This window comes from Nocardiopsis endophytica (genome assembly GCF_027706725.1).
Classification (GTDB): domain Bacteria; phylum Actinomycetota; class Actinomycetes; order Streptosporangiales; family Streptosporangiaceae; genus Nocardiopsis_A; species Nocardiopsis_A endophytica.
The window spans coordinates 1-14,373 of record NZ_JAQFWQ010000056.1 but is presented as its reverse complement, the minus strand read 5'-3'; the positions used below and the strand labels follow the sequence as shown (position 1 = coordinate 14,373).

Genomic DNA, 14,373 nt, shown 5'->3' with positions numbered 1-14,373 from the left:
GGTCAGCCGACCGGCATGCGAGTGAATCCGGTGAAGCGGGGCAGGACGGTGGCGCCTTCGGGGAGCAGGGCGGCGATGTCGTCGTCGACGTCGCCGTAGACCCGGAAGTCGGCGACCTCGCAGTACTCCATGACGTCCTTGATGTAGGGGTCGGACATCGCCATGTGCCTCCGGATCGACTCCGAACCGGTGTGCAGCTGGAAGGAGTGGCCGAGCATCCGCTCCTCGTCGATGAAGACCTCGACCATGAGCTGTGGTCCGTGCTCGCGGACGAAGCCCACGGCGCGGTCGACCGCGCGCCGGTAGTCCTCGAGGTGCCCGTCGTGGATGCGCATGGTGTTGTGGAACAGGACCACGTCGTCGTGTGTGTTCGCCATGGCGCCATCCTCGAACTTCAGGTTAACTCGAAGTCAAGGAGCGCCTTTTGGGATCTGCCCCGGACCGTCGACCGGCCACGCCGGATTCGACTTATCGATCGAGGAACCGGCCTTTCACGAGCGATTCGATGGTCGAACTCGCAGGCCATACACGTATCAATCGGCACATCTCGGCGTCGTCGACGAATTCGCTGCGTGACTCGGGTTTTCGCGCCACCACCCTCGGACACGAACCGTTCCGGTCAAAGCACCGTCAGTGAATGAACACGGATCGGAGTGCCATGAAGCGCATCCCCTTGGTCGCCGCCGCCGTCGCCGCGTCCGCCGCCCTCGCCCTCTCCGCCGCCGCCCCGGCGTCGGCCGCCCCTGGACAGCTCAGGTGGACGTTCAATGGCGCGGAGTGGCACGACCACGTCAACCCCGCCCCCGGCTGCTACACCATCGCCGCCGGAGACGCCGCCCCGGCGGCCGTCTTCCAAAACGAGACCGTGGACACCGTGGCTCTGCACATCGGCCCCGACTGCACCGGCCCCGTGTTCTTCCTGGAGTCCGACAACGAGGCCGGCTTCCCCACTCGGAGCTACAGGGTCTTCCACTGATCCACGTCGTTCCACCATCCGGCTGCAAGCCACGGGGGCGTCCCTGACCAAGGGGCGCCCCCGCCCCGTGTCACACAGCGCTGACTCACAGCGCCGGGGCCACGTCCATCTCGTCGAGCACGAACAGCGTCCGCGTGCTCACCACCTCCGGGATCCGCTGCAGCCGTTCCAGCACGAACGTGCGCAGCGCCGCCGCGTCGGCCACCCGCACCAGCAGCAGCAGGTCCACGTCGCCCGACACCAGCGCCGCGTGGTGCACCTCCGGGATGGTGCGCAGCAGGTCGCGGAACGCCTTCCACGACTCCTGCCGGATGCCCACCGACACGTAGGCCGCCAGCCCGTACCCGCACTTCTCCGGGTCGACCACCGCGGTGAACCCCTTGATGACCCCCTCCGAGCGGAGCCGGTCCAGCCGCGCGTAGGCGTTGGCGCGCGAGATGTGCGCACGCTCGGCCACCGAGCGCATCGACATCCTGCCGTCCTCGCGCAGCAGGGCGATGATCCTCCGGTCCACGTCGTCGAGGGCCGCGGCCATGTGTCTCACCTCACACCGTCCGTATCGTGGACCGGCTGGACGTCCGGCCGCCGAACACCGCCCGTGCCGCCCGTTCGTCCGCGGTCGCCCGCCGGATATGGACAGTATGGGGTGACGAAGCACATATTCAAGACATGAAGCGCAGCGATGACGCACGCGGATCGGCTCCACCCCTCCCCTCCGTGGAGCCCCTCGGGCTGGTCGACCCGACCGGCCGCAGGACCGAGGGGGCCGCCTACGACACTCCCGAACCGGGCACCCTCCTCGCCCTCCTGCGCGGCATGGTCATCGGCCGCCGCTTCGACCGCCAGGCCGGTGCCCTCGCCCGCCAGGGCCGACTGGCCGTGTACCCCTCCTCCCGCGGCCAGGAGGCCTGCCAGGTGGGCGGGGCACTGGCCCTGGCGGACCGCGACTGGCTCTTCCCCACCTACAGGGACTGCGTCTCCCTGGTCGCGCGCGGCGTCGACCCGGTCGAGGTGCTCACCCTGCTGCGCGGGGACTGGCACAGCGGCTACGACCCCCGCCGCCACCGGTGCGCCCCGCAGTGCACGCCGCTGGCGACCAGCGCCCCGCACGCGGTCGGGCTGGCCTGGGCGGCCCGGCGCGCCGGGGAGGACGCCGCCGCGCTGGTGATGATGGGCGACGGCGCCACCAGCGAGGGCGACGCGCACGAGGCGTTCAACTTCGCCGCCGTGTGGAAGGCGCCGGTGGTGTTCCTGGTGCAGAACAACCAGTGGGCGATCAGCGTCCCGGTGGAGAAGCAGTCCGCCGCGCCCACCCTGGCGCACAAGGCCGTCGGCTACGGCATGGCCGGTGTGCACATCGACGGCAACGACGCCGCCGCCGTGTACGCGGCGGTCTCCCAGGCGCTGGCATCGGCCCGGGACGGCGGCGGACCGACCCTCATCGAGGCCCGCACCTACCGCCTGGACCCGCACACCAACTCCGACGACCCGGGCCGCTACCGGGACGACTCCGAGCGCGCGCGCTGGGAGGAGCGCGACCCGCTCGCCCGCCTGGAGGCGCTGCTGCGCGCCGAGGACGCCCTCGACGACGCGGCGATGGACGGCTTCGAGAAGGAGGCCGAGAACCTGGCCGCCGCCGTCCGGGAGCGCTACTCCGGCGAGGACGACACCGCGCCCGAAGACCTGTTCGCGCACGTGTACCACTCGATCCCGGCACAGCTGGAGCGCCAGCGCCGGGACCTGCTGGCCGAGATCGGGGAGGGCTGAACGATGGCCGGGACCGTCTCCCTGGGGCAGGCGCTCAACCGGGCGCTGCGCGATGCACTGGCCGCCGACGACTCGGTGGTCGTCTACGGCGAGGACGTGGGCCCACTCGGCGGGGTGTTCCGCGTCACCGACGGGCTGACCGCCGAGTTCGGCGAGGAGCGCTGCTTCGACTCGCCGCTGGCCGAGGCCGGGATCGTCGGCACGGCGGTGGGCATGGCCATGTACGGGCTGCGGCCGGTCGTGGAGATGCAGTTCGACGCGTTCTCCTATCCGGCCTTCGAGCAGGTCGTCTCGCATGTGGCGAAGATGCGCAACCGCACCCGCGGGCGCCTCGAGCTGCCGATGGTGATCCGCATCCCCTACGGCGGCGGCATCGGCGCGGTCGAGCACCACGCCGACTCCTCCGAGGCGTACTGGGCGCACACGCCGGGGCTGCGGGTGGTCACCCCGGCCACCCCCTCCGACGGGTACTCGATGCTGCGCGAGGCGATCGACTCCCCCGACCCCGTGGTGTTCCTGGAGCCCAAGCGCCGCTACTGGACCAAGGAGGAGGCGGTGCTGCCCGTGCGCACCGCCCCCATGGACCGGGCGGTGGTGCGCCGGTCCGGCGACGACGTGACGCTGCTCGCCTACGGGCCGATGGTGGAGACCGCCATGGAGGCCGCCGCGGCCGCCGCCGAGGAGGGCACCTCGGTGGAGGTGGTCGACCTGCGCAGCCTGTCCCCGTTCGACGACGCCACCGCGGCCGCCTCGGTGCGGCGCACCGGCCGCGCCGTGGTGGTCCACGAGGCCTCCGGTTTCGCCGGGTACGGCGCCGAGGTGGCGGCCCGCCTCACCGAGCAGTGCTTCCACTACCTGGAGGCGCCGGTGCTGCGGGTGTGCGGGCTCGACGTCCCCTACCCGCCGCCGGTGCTGGAGGAGCACCACCTGCCGTCGGTGGACCGCATCCTGGACGCCTTCGACCGGCTCCAGTGGGAGCGCACCTGGACCTCCGCGCCCGCCCCGGCGGAGGTGGGCGCATGAGCGCACCGGTGAGCGGGCGCGACTTCGCCCTGCCCGACCTGGGCGAAGGGCTGACCGAGGCCGAGCTGGTGGAGTGGCGGGTCGCGGTCGGCGACACGGTCACGGTGGACCAGCCGGTCGCAGAGGTGGAGACCGCCAAGGCCGCGGTGGAGGTGCCCTGCCCTTTCGCGGGGACCGTGACCGCGCTGCACGCCGAGCCGGGGCAGACCGTGCCGGTAGGAGCGCCGCTGGTCACCGTTGCCGCGGGGGGCGCCGGGGGCACCGCCGAACCGGCGGCGGCTGACACCGCGGACTCCGGGCGCTCCTCCGCCGCTGAGCCCTCCGACCATCAGGCTTTCACCGAACCGGGGACCGTCGTCCCCGAGGCCCGCACCTCCCCCGAGACCGGTCCGCACGGCAACGGCGCCGCGCAGCAGGGCCAGGGCTCGGGCGCGGTCCTCGTGGGGTACGGAACCGGGGCAGGCAGGCCCCGCCGGGGGCGGCGCCGGAAGGGGACGACGGCGTCCCCGGCCGCCGCGCCGCCCTCCGGCCCGGAACCGCGTGCGGGCCGGGTGCCCCCCGTGGTCTCCCCGCTGGTACGGCGGCTGGCCAGGGAGAACGGCGTGGACGTGGCGCACCTGGCCGGAAGCGGCGAGGGGGGTCTGGTCCTGCGGCGCGATGTTGAGGCGGCGATCCGCGCCCGGCGCGGGTCGGGCGCGGCGGGCACCGCCGGCGTGGCGGCCGCCGCCGGCGCGACGAGCACCGCCGACGCGGCCGCCGGGTCGCCCGTGGCCGACGGCGCCCACGGTAACGGCGGGCCCACAGGCGTGGCCGGCACCGCCTCGGGGCCGCGCGGCCCCGAGGAGCGGATCCCGATGCGCGGGGCGCGTGCGGCCATGGCCGAGCGGCTGTCCCGCTCGCGGAGGGAGATCCCCGAGGCCACGGTGTGGGTCGACGTGGACGCCTCCGGCCTGGTGGGGCTGCGGTCCCGGCTGAACGCGGCCGCCCCCGACCGGCCGGTGAGCCTGCTGGGGCTGCTCGCGCGCTTCTGCACGCTGGGACTCCAGCGCTTCCCCGACCTGAACAGCCGGGTCGACACCGAACGCGGGGAGCTGGTCCGCTTCTCCCGGATCAACCTGGGCGTGGCCGCGCAGACGCCGCGCGGCCTGGTGGTGCCGGTGGTCCGGGACACGGGGGCGATGAACGCGCGGGAGGTGTCGGCGGCGATCGCCGATACGGCGCGCACGGCCCGCGACGGCGGCCTGTCCCCGGAGGACATGGCCGGCGGCACCTTCACGGTGAACAACTACGGGGTGTTCGGGGTCGACGGCTCGGCGGCGATCATCAACCACCCGGAGGCGGCGATCCTGGGCATGGGGCGCATCATCGACCGCCCCTGGGTGGTGGACGGCGAGCTGTCCGTGCGCCCGGTGACCGAGCTGACCCTGGCCTTCGACCACCGTGTGTGCGACGGCGGCACCGCCGGGGGCTTCCTCCGCTTCGTCGCCGACTGCGTGGAGTCCCCCGAGCTGCTCCTCGGAGAGCTGTAGCGCCCTCCCCCTTCCGTGATGATCTCGACGAAAGTGCTGCCACCTCGTCGGTTTTGACAGCACTTTCGTCGAGATCATCGCGAGGGAGGAACGAGGAAGCGGCGGGTTCCCGCTCCGGAGGGATGGAGCAGGAACCCGCCGCGGTGAGGGGGCGGGAGGGTCGTCAGGCGCCGTGGCGGCCCTTTGAGCGCAGGCGCTCCACGACTCCGTCACGGGCGGCGCCCGCGGCGGTGCCGGCCTTGGCTGCCAGGTCGGCGGCCTTGGCGTAGGCGGAGGACTCCTTCACCCGGGTGCCCATGTCGGTGGCCTTGGCCACCCACGACTCGGGCAGGCGGGAGGCGGCCCGGGACAGCAGGCCGCTGCCCTCGGAGGCGTAGGAGGCCGCGGGGCGGCGGGCGAAGAAGAGCGCGATGAGCAGCGCCGGAAGCACCGCGAGGGTCAGCGCGCCGGCCGCGAGCGGCAGGTCGGCGCCGGCCAGGGTGAAGCCGTTCATGCTGTTGGCCGCGGTCTGGGCCTCGGTGCCCGTGGCCGAACCGCCGCCGGAGTCGCCCTGGCTGTGGGCGGCGAGCTCCTTGTCGGTCTGCTCGGCCTTCTTCTTCGCGGCCTCGGCCTCGGCCTTCTTCTGGGCCTCTTCCTGCTTCTTCTGCTCCTCCTTCTTCTTCTGCGCCTCTTCCTCCTTCTTCTTGGCCTCCTCTTCCTTCTTCTTCTGCTCGTCGGCCTTCTTCTCCTCATCGGAGCGGAGGTCGTCGGGGATGGAGGAGACCGCGCTGTCGCAGACGGTGGACCCGCTCATCGGGCGCGGGGCGCCCTCGGTGCCGTTGCCGTCGCCCCACTTGGTGATGACGTACTCGACGTCGATGTGGCCGTTGCCGCCGGAGACGGTGTAGCTGGAGTCGTTCCAGGACTCGCCGGTCAGCTCGGCGAAGGTCTTGCCATCGAGGTCGAGCAGGACGTTGCAGCCCTCGGCCGGGTCGCCGGGACCGCGGTCGCCGATGAAGAACTCGGCCTTCTTGCCGTCGTGGAGGACGTAGCCCTCGGTGCCCAGCGGCCAGCTCGGGCTGGCCGCGAGGCCCTTCTGCATGGGCTCGCCGGAAGCGGGGGCACCGGTGTCTCCGTTGATACCGGAGCCGTCGTCCCAGAAGTAGGACGCCTTCACCTTGCCGTACTGGATCGGACTGTCAGAGCTCATTGAGTGAAACCACTGTGGGTCGGAGACAGGACCGAACGAGGCACAGGCGAATCCGGGCACGGCGGATCAAGGGCGCGGCGGATCCGGGGCATGCGGACCGGACACGGGCCGGGCGGCCCGCGTTGCGGTCGCGTGGGTGGGGACCGGCGTTTTGCGGGGGTTGGGACCCCGAGCGCCGCGGGGGCGGCGCCGCCTTGAGGAGTCCGGCTCGCACGCCGGCCACTCCGGTCCCCGAGAAGATCGGGGGCCTCGTTCTGCCCGGCCCGCGATGGGGCGCGGCCGGGACGGGCACCGGTCCGCGACCCCCAGGTCACGAACCGGTCACGAAGGACTGTAACCCACGAAAAAGTAAAACGCGATGGGGCTGATGGTAAAAACGCAGGTCAACGAGGCCACAGTGAAGCCCCTGCGGCGTCGGGACCGCCCGCGCCGCAGGGGCTCTCGCATCTCGATCGGGTAAAAAAGCGGTGCTCGTCACACCATCGTGCGGCCCTGGTCTCGGGCGCCCTCCGCAGGGCCGCCGGAAGGCCGCCCCTGACCGGTCAGGTGACCTGGGAACGCCTGGAGTGGCGGGGATCGCGCCACTCGCCGCTCTCGATGACCTCCACCAGCGCGGTCGCCGCGTCGAACACCTCGGTGTACCCCAGGTAAAGCGGGGTGAACCCGAACCGGAGCACGTCGGGGGCGCGGAAGTCGCCGATGACGCCGCGCGCGATCAGCGCCTGGACGATCGGGTAGCCGTCCGGGTGCGCCAGCGACACCTGGCTGCCGCGCCGCTCCGGTTCGGCGGGGGTGACCAGGCGCAGCCCGTCCGGGCCGGTGCCGCCCGGCGCCGCGATGGAGATGAACAGGTCGGTCAGGGCCAGGCTCTTGGCGCGCACCTGCTCCATGTCCACCCGCGACCACACCTGCAGGCTGGCCTCCAGCGCCGCGTCGGCGACCAGCGGCTGGGACCCGCTGAGCAGGCGGGAGGCGCCGTCCGCGGGCCGGTAGTCGGGCTCGAAGCCGAAGGGGCGGGCGTGCCCGTGCCAGCCGCTGAGGGGCTGGCGCAGGTGCGGCTGGTGGCGCCGGGCGGCATAGACGAAGCCGGGGGCGCCGGGGCCCGCGTTCAGGTACTTGTAGGTGCAGCCGACCGCGAAGTCGGCCCCGCAGCCGTCCAGGTCGATCGGGAGCGCGCCCGCACTGTGGCACAGGTCCCATATGACCAGGGCGCCGTGGCGGTGCGCGATCTCGGTGATCGCCGCCATGTCCCGCAGCTCACCGGTCCGGTAGTCCACGTGGCTGAGCAGCAGGACCGCCACGTCTCCCCCGGACAGCGCCTCCTCCAGGGCGTCGGGGCGGGCGGGGGCGCGCCGCTCCTCGGCGCCGGTGATCTCGGCGGCGCCCTGGGTGATGTACAGGTCGGTGGGGAAGTTGCCGTCCTCGCCGAGCAGCACGGTGCGCCCGGGGTTCAGGCGCAGCCCGGCGACCAGGGTCTTGAAGATGTTGGCGGAGACGCCGTCGCCGACCACCACCTCGTCCCCGGCGGCGCCGAGCAGCGGGGCCAGCAGGGCGCCCAGCTCGCGCGGCTTGTCCCACCACCCGGCGTCGTTCCAGCTCGCGATGAGGCCCCGGCCCCATTCGCGCTCGATCATGTCGGCGACGCGTCCGGGCACGGAGGCGGGCAGCGCCCCCAGCGAGTTGCCGTCGAGGTAGATCACGCCCTCGGGGAGCCGGAACTCGCCGCGGAACGCGGCCAGGGGGTCCTCGGCGTCGCGCTTCGCGCACTCTTCTCTGGTCACGGGCGCCATGCGGCGGTTCCCTTCTCGTTTCCGCTCACGGGTTCCGGTGGTGGCTCTCACAGCTCGGTGCGCAGCGACCACAGTTCGGGGAAGACGTCCTGGGCGGCGTTGTCGGCCAGCCAGCGCAGGCCGTTCGAGCCGCCGGTCCCGGGCTTGGCGCCCATGGAGCGCTTGACCGCCGCCAGGTGCCGCTGCCGCCACCGGGTGACCCGCTCGGCGGTGTCCAGCAGCGCCTCGGCCAGGGTGAACAGGTCGTTGCCCGGGGTGTCGTCGGCGTAGACGCGTGCCCAGGCGGCGCGCACCCCGTCGTGCTCGGCGTAGGGCCGGGTCCGGTCGCGCTCCAGCGCCTCGCCGGGCACGGGGAGGCCGCGCCGGGCGAGCAGGCGCAGCGCCGCGTCGTACAGGCCGGGCTCGGACATCGCGCGCTCCAGCTCGGCGCGGGCGCGCGGGGAGCCCTTGTGCGGGCGCAGCATCGGCTCGGAGGTGTTGCCGAGCAGGAACTCCAGCCTGCGGTAGGTGTGCGACTGGAAGCCCGAGGCGTCGCCCAGGGCGTCGCGGAAGCGGGAGAACTCGGTGGGGCTCAGGTCGGCGAGCAGGTCCCAGGAGGAGACCAGCACGTCCTGCACGTGCGCGCCCCGGCGCAGTTCGGCCAGGGCGGCGGGCACGTCGTCGTCCTCCATGGCGTCCCGGGCCCGCTCCCAGTGCCCGGCGAGCAGGGTGAACAGCAGCTCCATCACCTGGGTGGCGATGATGAAGGAGGTCTCGGACGGCTCGTCGGTGCGCGGGCGCTGCAGGTCGAGCAGGGTGTCGATGGCGCCGTAGCGGGCGTAGGGGGTGGTGCCCGCGATCTCGAGTTCCGGTTCGCCGCCGGTGCGTGCGGCCCGCTCCTCGCGTCTGCGCTCGGCCGCGGACGGGATCGGCATCGTCGCCCACCTCTTCGCTGCTCAGGCCCCGGCCCGGCGCCGGGGGCGTCCCCGAGCCCTCAGCATGCAGCAGATCACACGGAATGAGAATGGACGGCGCCTATCGACCACGGTGTCCGACTTTGCGGTCATAATGGATTTCCGGCGTCCACCTTGGCGAAGGGAAGGCGATGCTGGACGGGGTCGACCGGCGGATCCTCGCCGAGCTCCAGGCCGACGGGCGGCTGTCCTACAACGAGCTGGCGCGGCGGGTGCGGATGTCCTCCCCCGCCGTGGCCGAGCGGGTGCGGCGGCTGACCGACCGGGGCATCATCACCGGGTACCACGCCCGGGTGGACCCCGCGGCGGCCGGGCTGGCGGTGACCGCGCTGGTGCGCATGGAGTGCTTCGGGGCGCGCTGCCTGCTGCGCGACGAGGAGGCCATGGCCTGGCCCGAGATCCTGCAGCTGCACCGGGTCACCGGGGACGCCTGCTGCGTGCTGCTGGTGGCGGTGCGCTCGATGGAGCGGTTCGAGGACCTGATCGACCGCCTGGCCGAGCACGGGCGGCCGTCCAGCACGATGGTGCTGTCCACCCCGGTGCCCTGGCGGCCGGTGGCACCGCCCTGAGGCGGGGCACGCCGGGGCGCGCCTTGCGATCGGAAGGCGGGAGGGGGCCGGACGCAAGGGCGCCCGGCCCCGTCCGGGACCGGGCGCCTCCGTGTGCGCGCGGGGTCGTCAGCCCGCCTGGCGGCGGGCCGCGTCCTCGGCGTCGGGGTGGGCGCGCAGCCACAGCGCAGAGGCGGCCAGCCCGCCCCAGATGATGACGATGGCCACGACCAGCATGACGACGGCTCCGGTCGACATCAGGCGTCTCCTTCCCCGGCGGCCTTTCCGGCGGCCGCCTCCTGCCGTTCGCGTTCGAGGTCGTCCTCGGCGGTTCCGACGTCACGCTTCCACAGCACGGCGGTGAGCAGGACCGCGACGACGATGACGCCGCCCGCCACGCCCCATCCGGCCGCGTTGAGGAACCACTGCGGGTAGTCCTCGTAGGGCGCGCTGAACTCGGCCTTGAGGCTGTCGTACATCATCCAGCCCAGCACGAGCGGGGTGATCACGCCCAGGGCGGCGACCCACCAGCCGCGCAGCGGCACCGACGAGATGGCGTCGGTGTAGCGCTGCATCGCGGGCAGGGCGCGCAGGGCCCAGGCCACGGCCACGACCAGCACCAGGGACGCCAGGGCGATGCCGTACTGGTTGATCCAGTGGTCGACGGTGTCGAGCAGGATGAGGCCCTGCCCGGCCGGGAACAGCGCGATGGAGACCACGGCGGTGGCGCCGCCGACGACGGCCACGGCGGGCACCCGGCCGACCCCGAAGCGGTCCTGCACGGCCCCGACGACCACCTGAACGATGCTGATGAGCGACGAGAGCCCGGCGACGACCAGCGAGACGAAGAACAGCACGCCGAACAGCGGCCCTGCGGGCATCTCGGAGATGATCTGCGGGAAGGCGACGAAGGCCAGCCCGATCCCGCCCGCGGCCACGTCCTCGACCGCCACGCCCTGCTGCACCGCCATGAAGCCCAGGGCGGAGAACACGCCGATCCCGGCGAGCAGCTCGAACGAGCTGTTGGCGAACCCGGCGACCAGCGCCGTGCCGGTCAGGTCGGCCTTGCGGCGCAGGTAGGAGGCGTAGGTGATCATGATGCCGAAGCCGATGGACAGCGAGAAGAAGATCTGCCCGTAGGCGGCCACCCAGACCGAGCCGTCGGCCAGCGCGGCCCAGTTCGGCGCGAAGAGCGCGTTCAGGCCCGCGCCGGCGCCCTCCAGGGTCACCGCACGCACCACGAGCGCGCCGAAGAGCACCAGGAGCAGCGGCATGAAGATCTTGTTGGCGACCTCGATGCCGCGGCGCACGCCGAAGCCGAGCAGCAGCAGCACGATGATCCACACCGCGATGAGCGGGACGGCCACGCCGACGTTGTAGGTGCCGAAGTCGCCCGCCTCGGTGACGCCGAGGAAGGTCCCGCCGAAGAAGCCGTCGGGGTCGTCGCCCCACTGCTCGCCGATGGAGAACCCGGCGTAGCGGATCGCCCAGGCGATGATGACGGCGTAGTAGATGGCGATGAAGAAGCTGATGAGGACCTGCCACCAGCCGATCGCCTCGGCCGGGCGGGACAGGCGGCGCAGGGCCACGGGGGGCGAGGCCCGGAAGCGGTGGCCGATGGAGTACGAGAGGATCAGCAGCGGGATTCCCGCCGTGAGCAGGGCGACCAGATAGGGGACGAGGAACGCCCCGCCGCCGCTCTCGTAGGCCACGTAGGGGAAGCGCCAGATGTTCCCCAGGCCGACCGCGGACCCGATCGCCGCCAGCAGGAACCCTGATCGGGTCGCCCACTGCTCGCGGTGTGCTTTTGGCATGTCGGGAACTCTTTCCAGTGAACCGGAACTGTAGTGGATCTTGGGGCACGACCGTAGCACCACTAATCCCGATAGGGCACTTGTGACCTCCTCCGACGCAGATGGCGGTGTTCTCCGGGGCGGCGGCGCCCACCCGCGGCCGGGCGGGCACGGGGGCGTGCGGGTCAAGCACCGGCCGCGTTCCGGGAAAAAGAGGACAGAGGTTGATTACTTACGGTAACCATAGTCAATACATGCAGTGACTTATCTGCCGTTCCCCGTGCGGCCCGAGCGCAGTACCCGCACACGGAGCGGTCCCGCACCGCCTGCCGAGGGGTCGACCGAGATGAAGACACTGACCACCGCCGGACCCGCCGCCGCCCTCCTGGCGGCGGGCGCATTGGCCCTGGGGGCGCCCTCCCCGGCCGCGGCCGGGGAGGAGGTCGTCGTGTTCCCGGCGTCCGCCGCCCCGGGAGACGGGGTGACCGTCAAGTCCTCCTGCGAGGGCCCGGCCGAGCGCCTGGAGTTCACCTCCGGCGCCTTCGCCGAACCGGCGGAGGCCCCCCTGGTCAACACGTTCGGCAGCACCACCGCGACGGTTCGGGGGGACGCCGGGCCCGGTTCGTACACGGTGACGGGGACCTGCACCGGGGGATCCGCCACCGGGAGGGAGACGGTGGAGGGGACGGTCACGGTGACCGACGGCCCCGCACCCACCCCGTCCGGAGCGCCGCAGACCGGCGGAGGGGGCACCGCCGACCGGAGTATCGCCATGAGCGCCGCCGACGCGGCGCGCGGTCCGGTCGGCGCGGCCCTCGGCGTCCTGGCAGCGCTCGCCCTGCTGGGCGCGGTGGCCCACCACCGCCTGCGCCGCAATGCCGGGTGAGCTCCGGACCGCAGGTGCCCTGGTGGCGGCGGCCGCCGCAGCGGCGGCGGCCCTGGTGCTCTCCGGGGCCCAGGAGCCGCCGCCCGACCGCCCGCCCGCGTCCGGGGCGGCCGGGGGCTCCGAGCCCCGGCCGGCCGACCACGAAGGGGCCGCACCCGAGCCCCTCCCCCGTGCCGCACCGGTGACCCTGTCCATCGACGCGATCGGGGTGCGGGCGCGGCTGCTGGAGATGGGCCTGCGCGACGACGGATCCCTGGAGGATCCGCCGCTGGAGGACGCCGGGTCGGCGGGCTGGTACGCCCTGGGGCCGACGCCCGGGGAGGCTGGGCCCGCGGTGATCACCGGCCACCGGGACACCAGCGACGGCCCGTCGGTGTTCATGCGCTTGGAGGAACTGCGGCCGGGTGACCGGTTCACCGTGGCCCGCGAGGACGGCAGCGCGCCCGAGTTCGAGGTCGAGCGCACGCGGCGGGCGGACAAGGACGGGTTCCCGGCCGAGCAGGTCTACGGCGCTACGCCGCACCCGGAGATCCGCCTGATCACCTGCGCGGGCGCCTTCGACCCCACGACCGGGCACTACGAGGAGAACCTGATCGTCTTCGGCCGATTGGTGGACTGACTCCGCCGAGCGGACGTCCGCCCTCGCCGCCCCGTCCCGCGCGGTGGAACCGCCACCTCTCTTCCGGTCCAGTGGCGGTTCCACCACGGAGGATGCCCGCTCCCCGGTGATCCCGACGGGACGGCGGGCACCGGTGGGCACCATAGGAGCGGGTGCCTACCCGACGGCGGGGAGGCGGTACTCGCGCTCCTCCAGTGCGACCGTGCGGCCGCCGACGTCGATCAGCCCGTCGGGGGCCGGTCGGACCTCGATGCGCGACCCGACGCCCTGGCGGATCGACAGCGGGCGGCCGAGTTCGGCGCCCAGGCGCAGGGCGGCCGCCCCGGTGGCCTCGTCCTCCTCGATCCCCATCGCGCGCGGGAAGACACGGACGCGCACCAGGCCGCGCGCCTCGTCCTCCCAGGCCCACACCCGCGTGTTCTCCCCGTCCTCGCCGCCGTCCAGCGCGTCCACCTCGGCCACCGTGTCGAAGCGGCGCACGATGAACTCGGGCGCCGTGCCCGGGTCCGCGCGGATCCAGGTCACGTCGCCGTCGGCCCAGGTCGGCACGGGCCCCGCGGGCGGCAGCAGCGCGGCCGGGCGCGCGCCGCGGCGGCCGAGCAGCCAGGAGGTGCCCACGAGGGGGTGCCCGGCCAGCGGCAGCTCGATGGCGGGGGTGTGGATGTGCAGCCGCCCCGTGGAGGCGTCCTCGACGAACACCGTCTCGGAGAATCCCAGATCGGCGGCGATCCGCTGGCGCAGCGGCGCGGGAAGGCCGGGGGTGTCCAGGAAGACGCCGAGGGCGTTGCCGCCGGTCGGGGCGGATTCGTCGCCGCCCAGGAAGACGCTCAGCACGTGCAGGGTCGCGGTCTCCGGAACCGTGTCCGGAGCGGTGGTCTCGCTCATGCCCCGTACTCTGCCACTGCACCAGCGAAAGCACCACTTATTTCTCCTTCACTTTCACCGAAGCACTGCTTATATCTCGGCGAGCACACCGACACCGACCACGACGAGAAGGCCCCCTGACGTTTCGGCTCTGCGCGATGCAGGTCGGCGGGCGGGCGGCACGGCCGGTACCCCGCTTCAGGGCCCCAGCCGGCCGGCGGCCCAACAGGGTGCAGGGTCGGAGGGCAGCGACGACGGAGGTCAGCGGCCCTTTGGGTAGCGCTGTCGGGCGCGGCGCGTGTGCATGGTCACCGTGGAGGGCGGCGACGGGGTGAGCGAGGCGGTTCCCCGGCGCTGCCTGCCGTCCGGCGGGCCCCTCGTGGTCCAGGCGGCAACGCGACCAGGTGGACGCGTGCTCGCCCGCGCTCGTGGCGCC

General features: G+C 73.1%; 15 protein-coding genes. 7 read left to right on the top strand and 8 right to left on the bottom strand.

Translation table 11 applies throughout. The features are described 5' to 3' along the window. Positions 1-2 precede the first annotated feature (2 nt). Entirely contained in the window at positions 3-377 is a 375-nt protein-coding gene (locus O4J56_RS18705) for a hypothetical protein (protein WP_270687320.1), read from the bottom strand. Positions 378-658: 281 nt separating this feature from the next. Here O4J56_RS18705 and O4J56_RS18700 point away from each other — a divergent pair, with 281 nt between their 5' ends. Continuing rightward, positions 659-976, top strand: a complete 318-nt coding sequence (locus O4J56_RS18700) for a hypothetical protein (RefSeq protein ID WP_270687318.1) — start codon at positions 659-661, stop codon at positions 974-976. An 85-nt stretch (positions 977-1,061) separates the two neighbouring features. Here the strand turns inward: O4J56_RS18700 and O4J56_RS18695 are convergent, their stop codons facing one another. Further along, positions 1,062-1,511 carry an Lrp/AsnC family transcriptional regulator gene (locus tag O4J56_RS18695; RefSeq protein ID WP_017625813.1) on the bottom strand — a complete coding sequence of 150 codons (450 nt, stop codon included), beginning with the start codon at positions 1,509-1,511 and terminating at the stop codon, positions 1,062-1,064. A 134-nt stretch (positions 1,512-1,645) separates the two neighbouring features. On the opposite strand from O4J56_RS18695, the gene pdhA reads away from it, so the two are divergent. From pdhA to O4J56_RS18680, 3 genes are read left to right on the top strand one after another with little or no spacing between them, the layout of a single operon-like run. Next, a complete protein-coding gene (gene pdhA / locus O4J56_RS18690) occupies positions 1,646-2,743 on the top strand; it encodes a pyruvate dehydrogenase (acetyl-transferring) E1 component subunit alpha (RefSeq protein WP_270687316.1) in 1,098 nt (365 codons plus the stop codon). Between the two features lie 3 nt (positions 2,744-2,746). Then, a complete protein-coding gene (locus O4J56_RS18685) occupies positions 2,747-3,766 on the top strand; it encodes an alpha-ketoacid dehydrogenase subunit beta (RefSeq protein WP_270687315.1) in 1,020 nt (339 codons plus the stop codon). Further along, complete coding sequence (locus O4J56_RS18680) at positions 3,763-5,295, top strand: dihydrolipoamide acetyltransferase family protein (RefSeq protein ID WP_270687314.1); 1,533 nt, start codon at positions 3,763-3,765, stop codon at positions 5,293-5,295. The genes O4J56_RS18685 and O4J56_RS18680 overlap by 4 nt, the downstream gene beginning before the upstream one ends. A gap of 163 nt (positions 5,296-5,458) precedes the next feature. Here the strand turns inward: O4J56_RS18680 and O4J56_RS18675 are convergent, their stop codons facing one another. The 3 genes from O4J56_RS18675 to O4J56_RS18665 form a co-directional block, all read right to left on the bottom strand. After that, positions 5,459-6,484 (bottom strand): hypothetical protein, encoded by a 1,026-nt coding sequence (locus O4J56_RS18675; RefSeq protein ID WP_270687313.1) that lies wholly within the window; start codon positions 6,482-6,484, stop codon positions 5,459-5,461. A 542-nt stretch (positions 6,485-7,026) separates the two neighbouring features. Further along, positions 7,027-8,274: a kynureninase gene (gene kynU, locus O4J56_RS18670; protein WP_270687311.1), complete on the bottom strand. Its 1,248-nt coding sequence runs from the start codon at positions 8,272-8,274 to the stop codon at positions 7,027-7,029. 47 nt (positions 8,275-8,321) lie between these two features. After that, complete coding sequence (locus tag O4J56_RS18665) at positions 8,322-9,188, bottom strand: tryptophan 2,3-dioxygenase (protein WP_270687309.1); 867 nt, start codon at positions 9,186-9,188, stop codon at positions 8,322-8,324. Between the two features lie 170 nt (positions 9,189-9,358). Here O4J56_RS18665 and O4J56_RS18660 point away from each other — a divergent pair, with 170 nt between their 5' ends. Next, positions 9,359-9,796, top strand: coding sequence for an Lrp/AsnC family transcriptional regulator (locus O4J56_RS18660; protein ID WP_270687308.1), 438 nt, complete (start codon positions 9,359-9,361; stop codon positions 9,794-9,796). 108 nt (positions 9,797-9,904) lie between these two features. Here the strand turns inward: O4J56_RS18660 and O4J56_RS18655 are convergent, their stop codons facing one another. Both O4J56_RS18655 and O4J56_RS18650 read right to left on the bottom strand, forming a co-directional pair. Next, positions 9,905-10,033 carry a methionine/alanine import family NSS transporter small subunit gene (locus tag O4J56_RS18655; protein ID WP_270687307.1) on the bottom strand — a complete coding sequence of 43 codons (129 nt, stop codon included), beginning with the start codon at positions 10,031-10,033 and terminating at the stop codon, positions 9,905-9,907. Continuing rightward, positions 10,033-11,589: a sodium-dependent transporter gene (locus O4J56_RS18650; protein ID WP_270687306.1), complete on the bottom strand. Its 1,557-nt coding sequence runs from the start codon at positions 11,587-11,589 to the stop codon at positions 10,033-10,035. Before O4J56_RS18650 ends, O4J56_RS18655 begins: the two co-directional genes overlap by 1 nt. 325 nt (positions 11,590-11,914) lie before the next feature. Between O4J56_RS18650 and O4J56_RS18645 the strand changes: the two genes are divergently transcribed. Continuing rightward, positions 11,915-12,454 (top strand): hypothetical protein, encoded by a 540-nt coding sequence (locus tag O4J56_RS18645; RefSeq protein WP_270687305.1) that lies wholly within the window; start codon positions 11,915-11,917, stop codon positions 12,452-12,454. Continuing rightward, on the top strand, positions 12,444-13,073 hold the full coding sequence (locus O4J56_RS18640; protein ID WP_270687303.1) for a class F sortase: 630 nt from the start codon (positions 12,444-12,446) through the stop codon (positions 13,071-13,073). The genes O4J56_RS18645 and O4J56_RS18640 overlap by 11 nt, the downstream gene beginning before the upstream one ends. Positions 13,074-13,229: 156 nt before the next feature. On the opposite strand, the gene O4J56_RS18635 is transcribed toward O4J56_RS18640, so the two are convergent. Next, positions 13,230-13,958 carry a PhzF family phenazine biosynthesis protein gene (locus O4J56_RS18635; RefSeq protein WP_270687301.1) on the bottom strand — a complete coding sequence of 243 codons (729 nt, stop codon included), beginning with the start codon at positions 13,956-13,958 and terminating at the stop codon, positions 13,230-13,232. Positions 13,959-14,373: the final 415 nt, after the last annotated feature.

What these genes read in the sequence shown, in the direction of transcription:
- O4J56_RS18705 (WP_270687320.1), bottom strand. Translation starts at nt 377, where the DNA reads ATGGCGAACACACACGACGACGTGGTCCTGTTCCACAACACCATGCGC.
- O4J56_RS18700 (WP_270687318.1), top strand. Translation starts at nt 659, where the DNA reads ATGAAGCGCATCCCCTTGGTCGCCGCCGCCGTCGCCGCGTCCGCCGCC.
- O4J56_RS18695 (WP_017625813.1), bottom strand. Translation starts at nt 1,511, where the DNA reads ATGGCCGCGGCCCTCGACGACGTGGACCGGAGGATCATCGCCCTGCTG.
- pdhA (WP_270687316.1), top strand. Translation starts at nt 1,646, where the DNA reads ATGAAGCGCAGCGATGACGCACGCGGATCGGCTCCACCCCTCCCCTCC.
- O4J56_RS18685 (WP_270687315.1), top strand. Translation starts at nt 2,747, where the DNA reads ATGGCCGGGACCGTCTCCCTGGGGCAGGCGCTCAACCGGGCGCTGCGC.
- O4J56_RS18680 (WP_270687314.1), top strand. Translation starts at nt 3,763, where the DNA reads ATGAGCGCACCGGTGAGCGGGCGCGACTTCGCCCTGCCCGACCTGGGC.
- O4J56_RS18675 (WP_270687313.1), bottom strand. Translation starts at nt 6,484, where the DNA reads ATGAGCTCTGACAGTCCGATCCAGTACGGCAAGGTGAAGGCGTCCTAC.
- kynU (WP_270687311.1), bottom strand. Translation starts at nt 8,274, where the DNA reads ATGGCGCCCGTGACCAGAGAAGAGTGCGCGAAGCGCGACGCCGAGGAC.
- O4J56_RS18665 (WP_270687309.1), bottom strand. Translation starts at nt 9,188, where the DNA reads ATGCCGATCCCGTCCGCGGCCGAGCGCAGACGCGAGGAGCGGGCCGCA.
- O4J56_RS18660 (WP_270687308.1), top strand. Translation starts at nt 9,359, where the DNA reads ATGCTGGACGGGGTCGACCGGCGGATCCTCGCCGAGCTCCAGGCCGAC.
- O4J56_RS18655 (WP_270687307.1), bottom strand. Translation starts at nt 10,033, where the DNA reads ATGTCGACCGGAGCCGTCGTCATGCTGGTCGTGGCCATCGTCATCATC.
- O4J56_RS18650 (WP_270687306.1), bottom strand. Translation starts at nt 11,589, where the DNA reads ATGCCAAAAGCACACCGCGAGCAGTGGGCGACCCGATCAGGGTTCCTG.
- O4J56_RS18645 (WP_270687305.1), top strand. Translation starts at nt 11,915, where the DNA reads ATGAAGACACTGACCACCGCCGGACCCGCCGCCGCCCTCCTGGCGGCG.
- O4J56_RS18640 (WP_270687303.1), top strand. Translation starts at nt 12,444, where the DNA reads ATGCCGGGTGAGCTCCGGACCGCAGGTGCCCTGGTGGCGGCGGCCGCC.
- O4J56_RS18635 (WP_270687301.1), bottom strand. Translation starts at nt 13,958, where the DNA reads ATGAGCGAGACCACCGCTCCGGACACGGTTCCGGAGACCGCGACCCTG.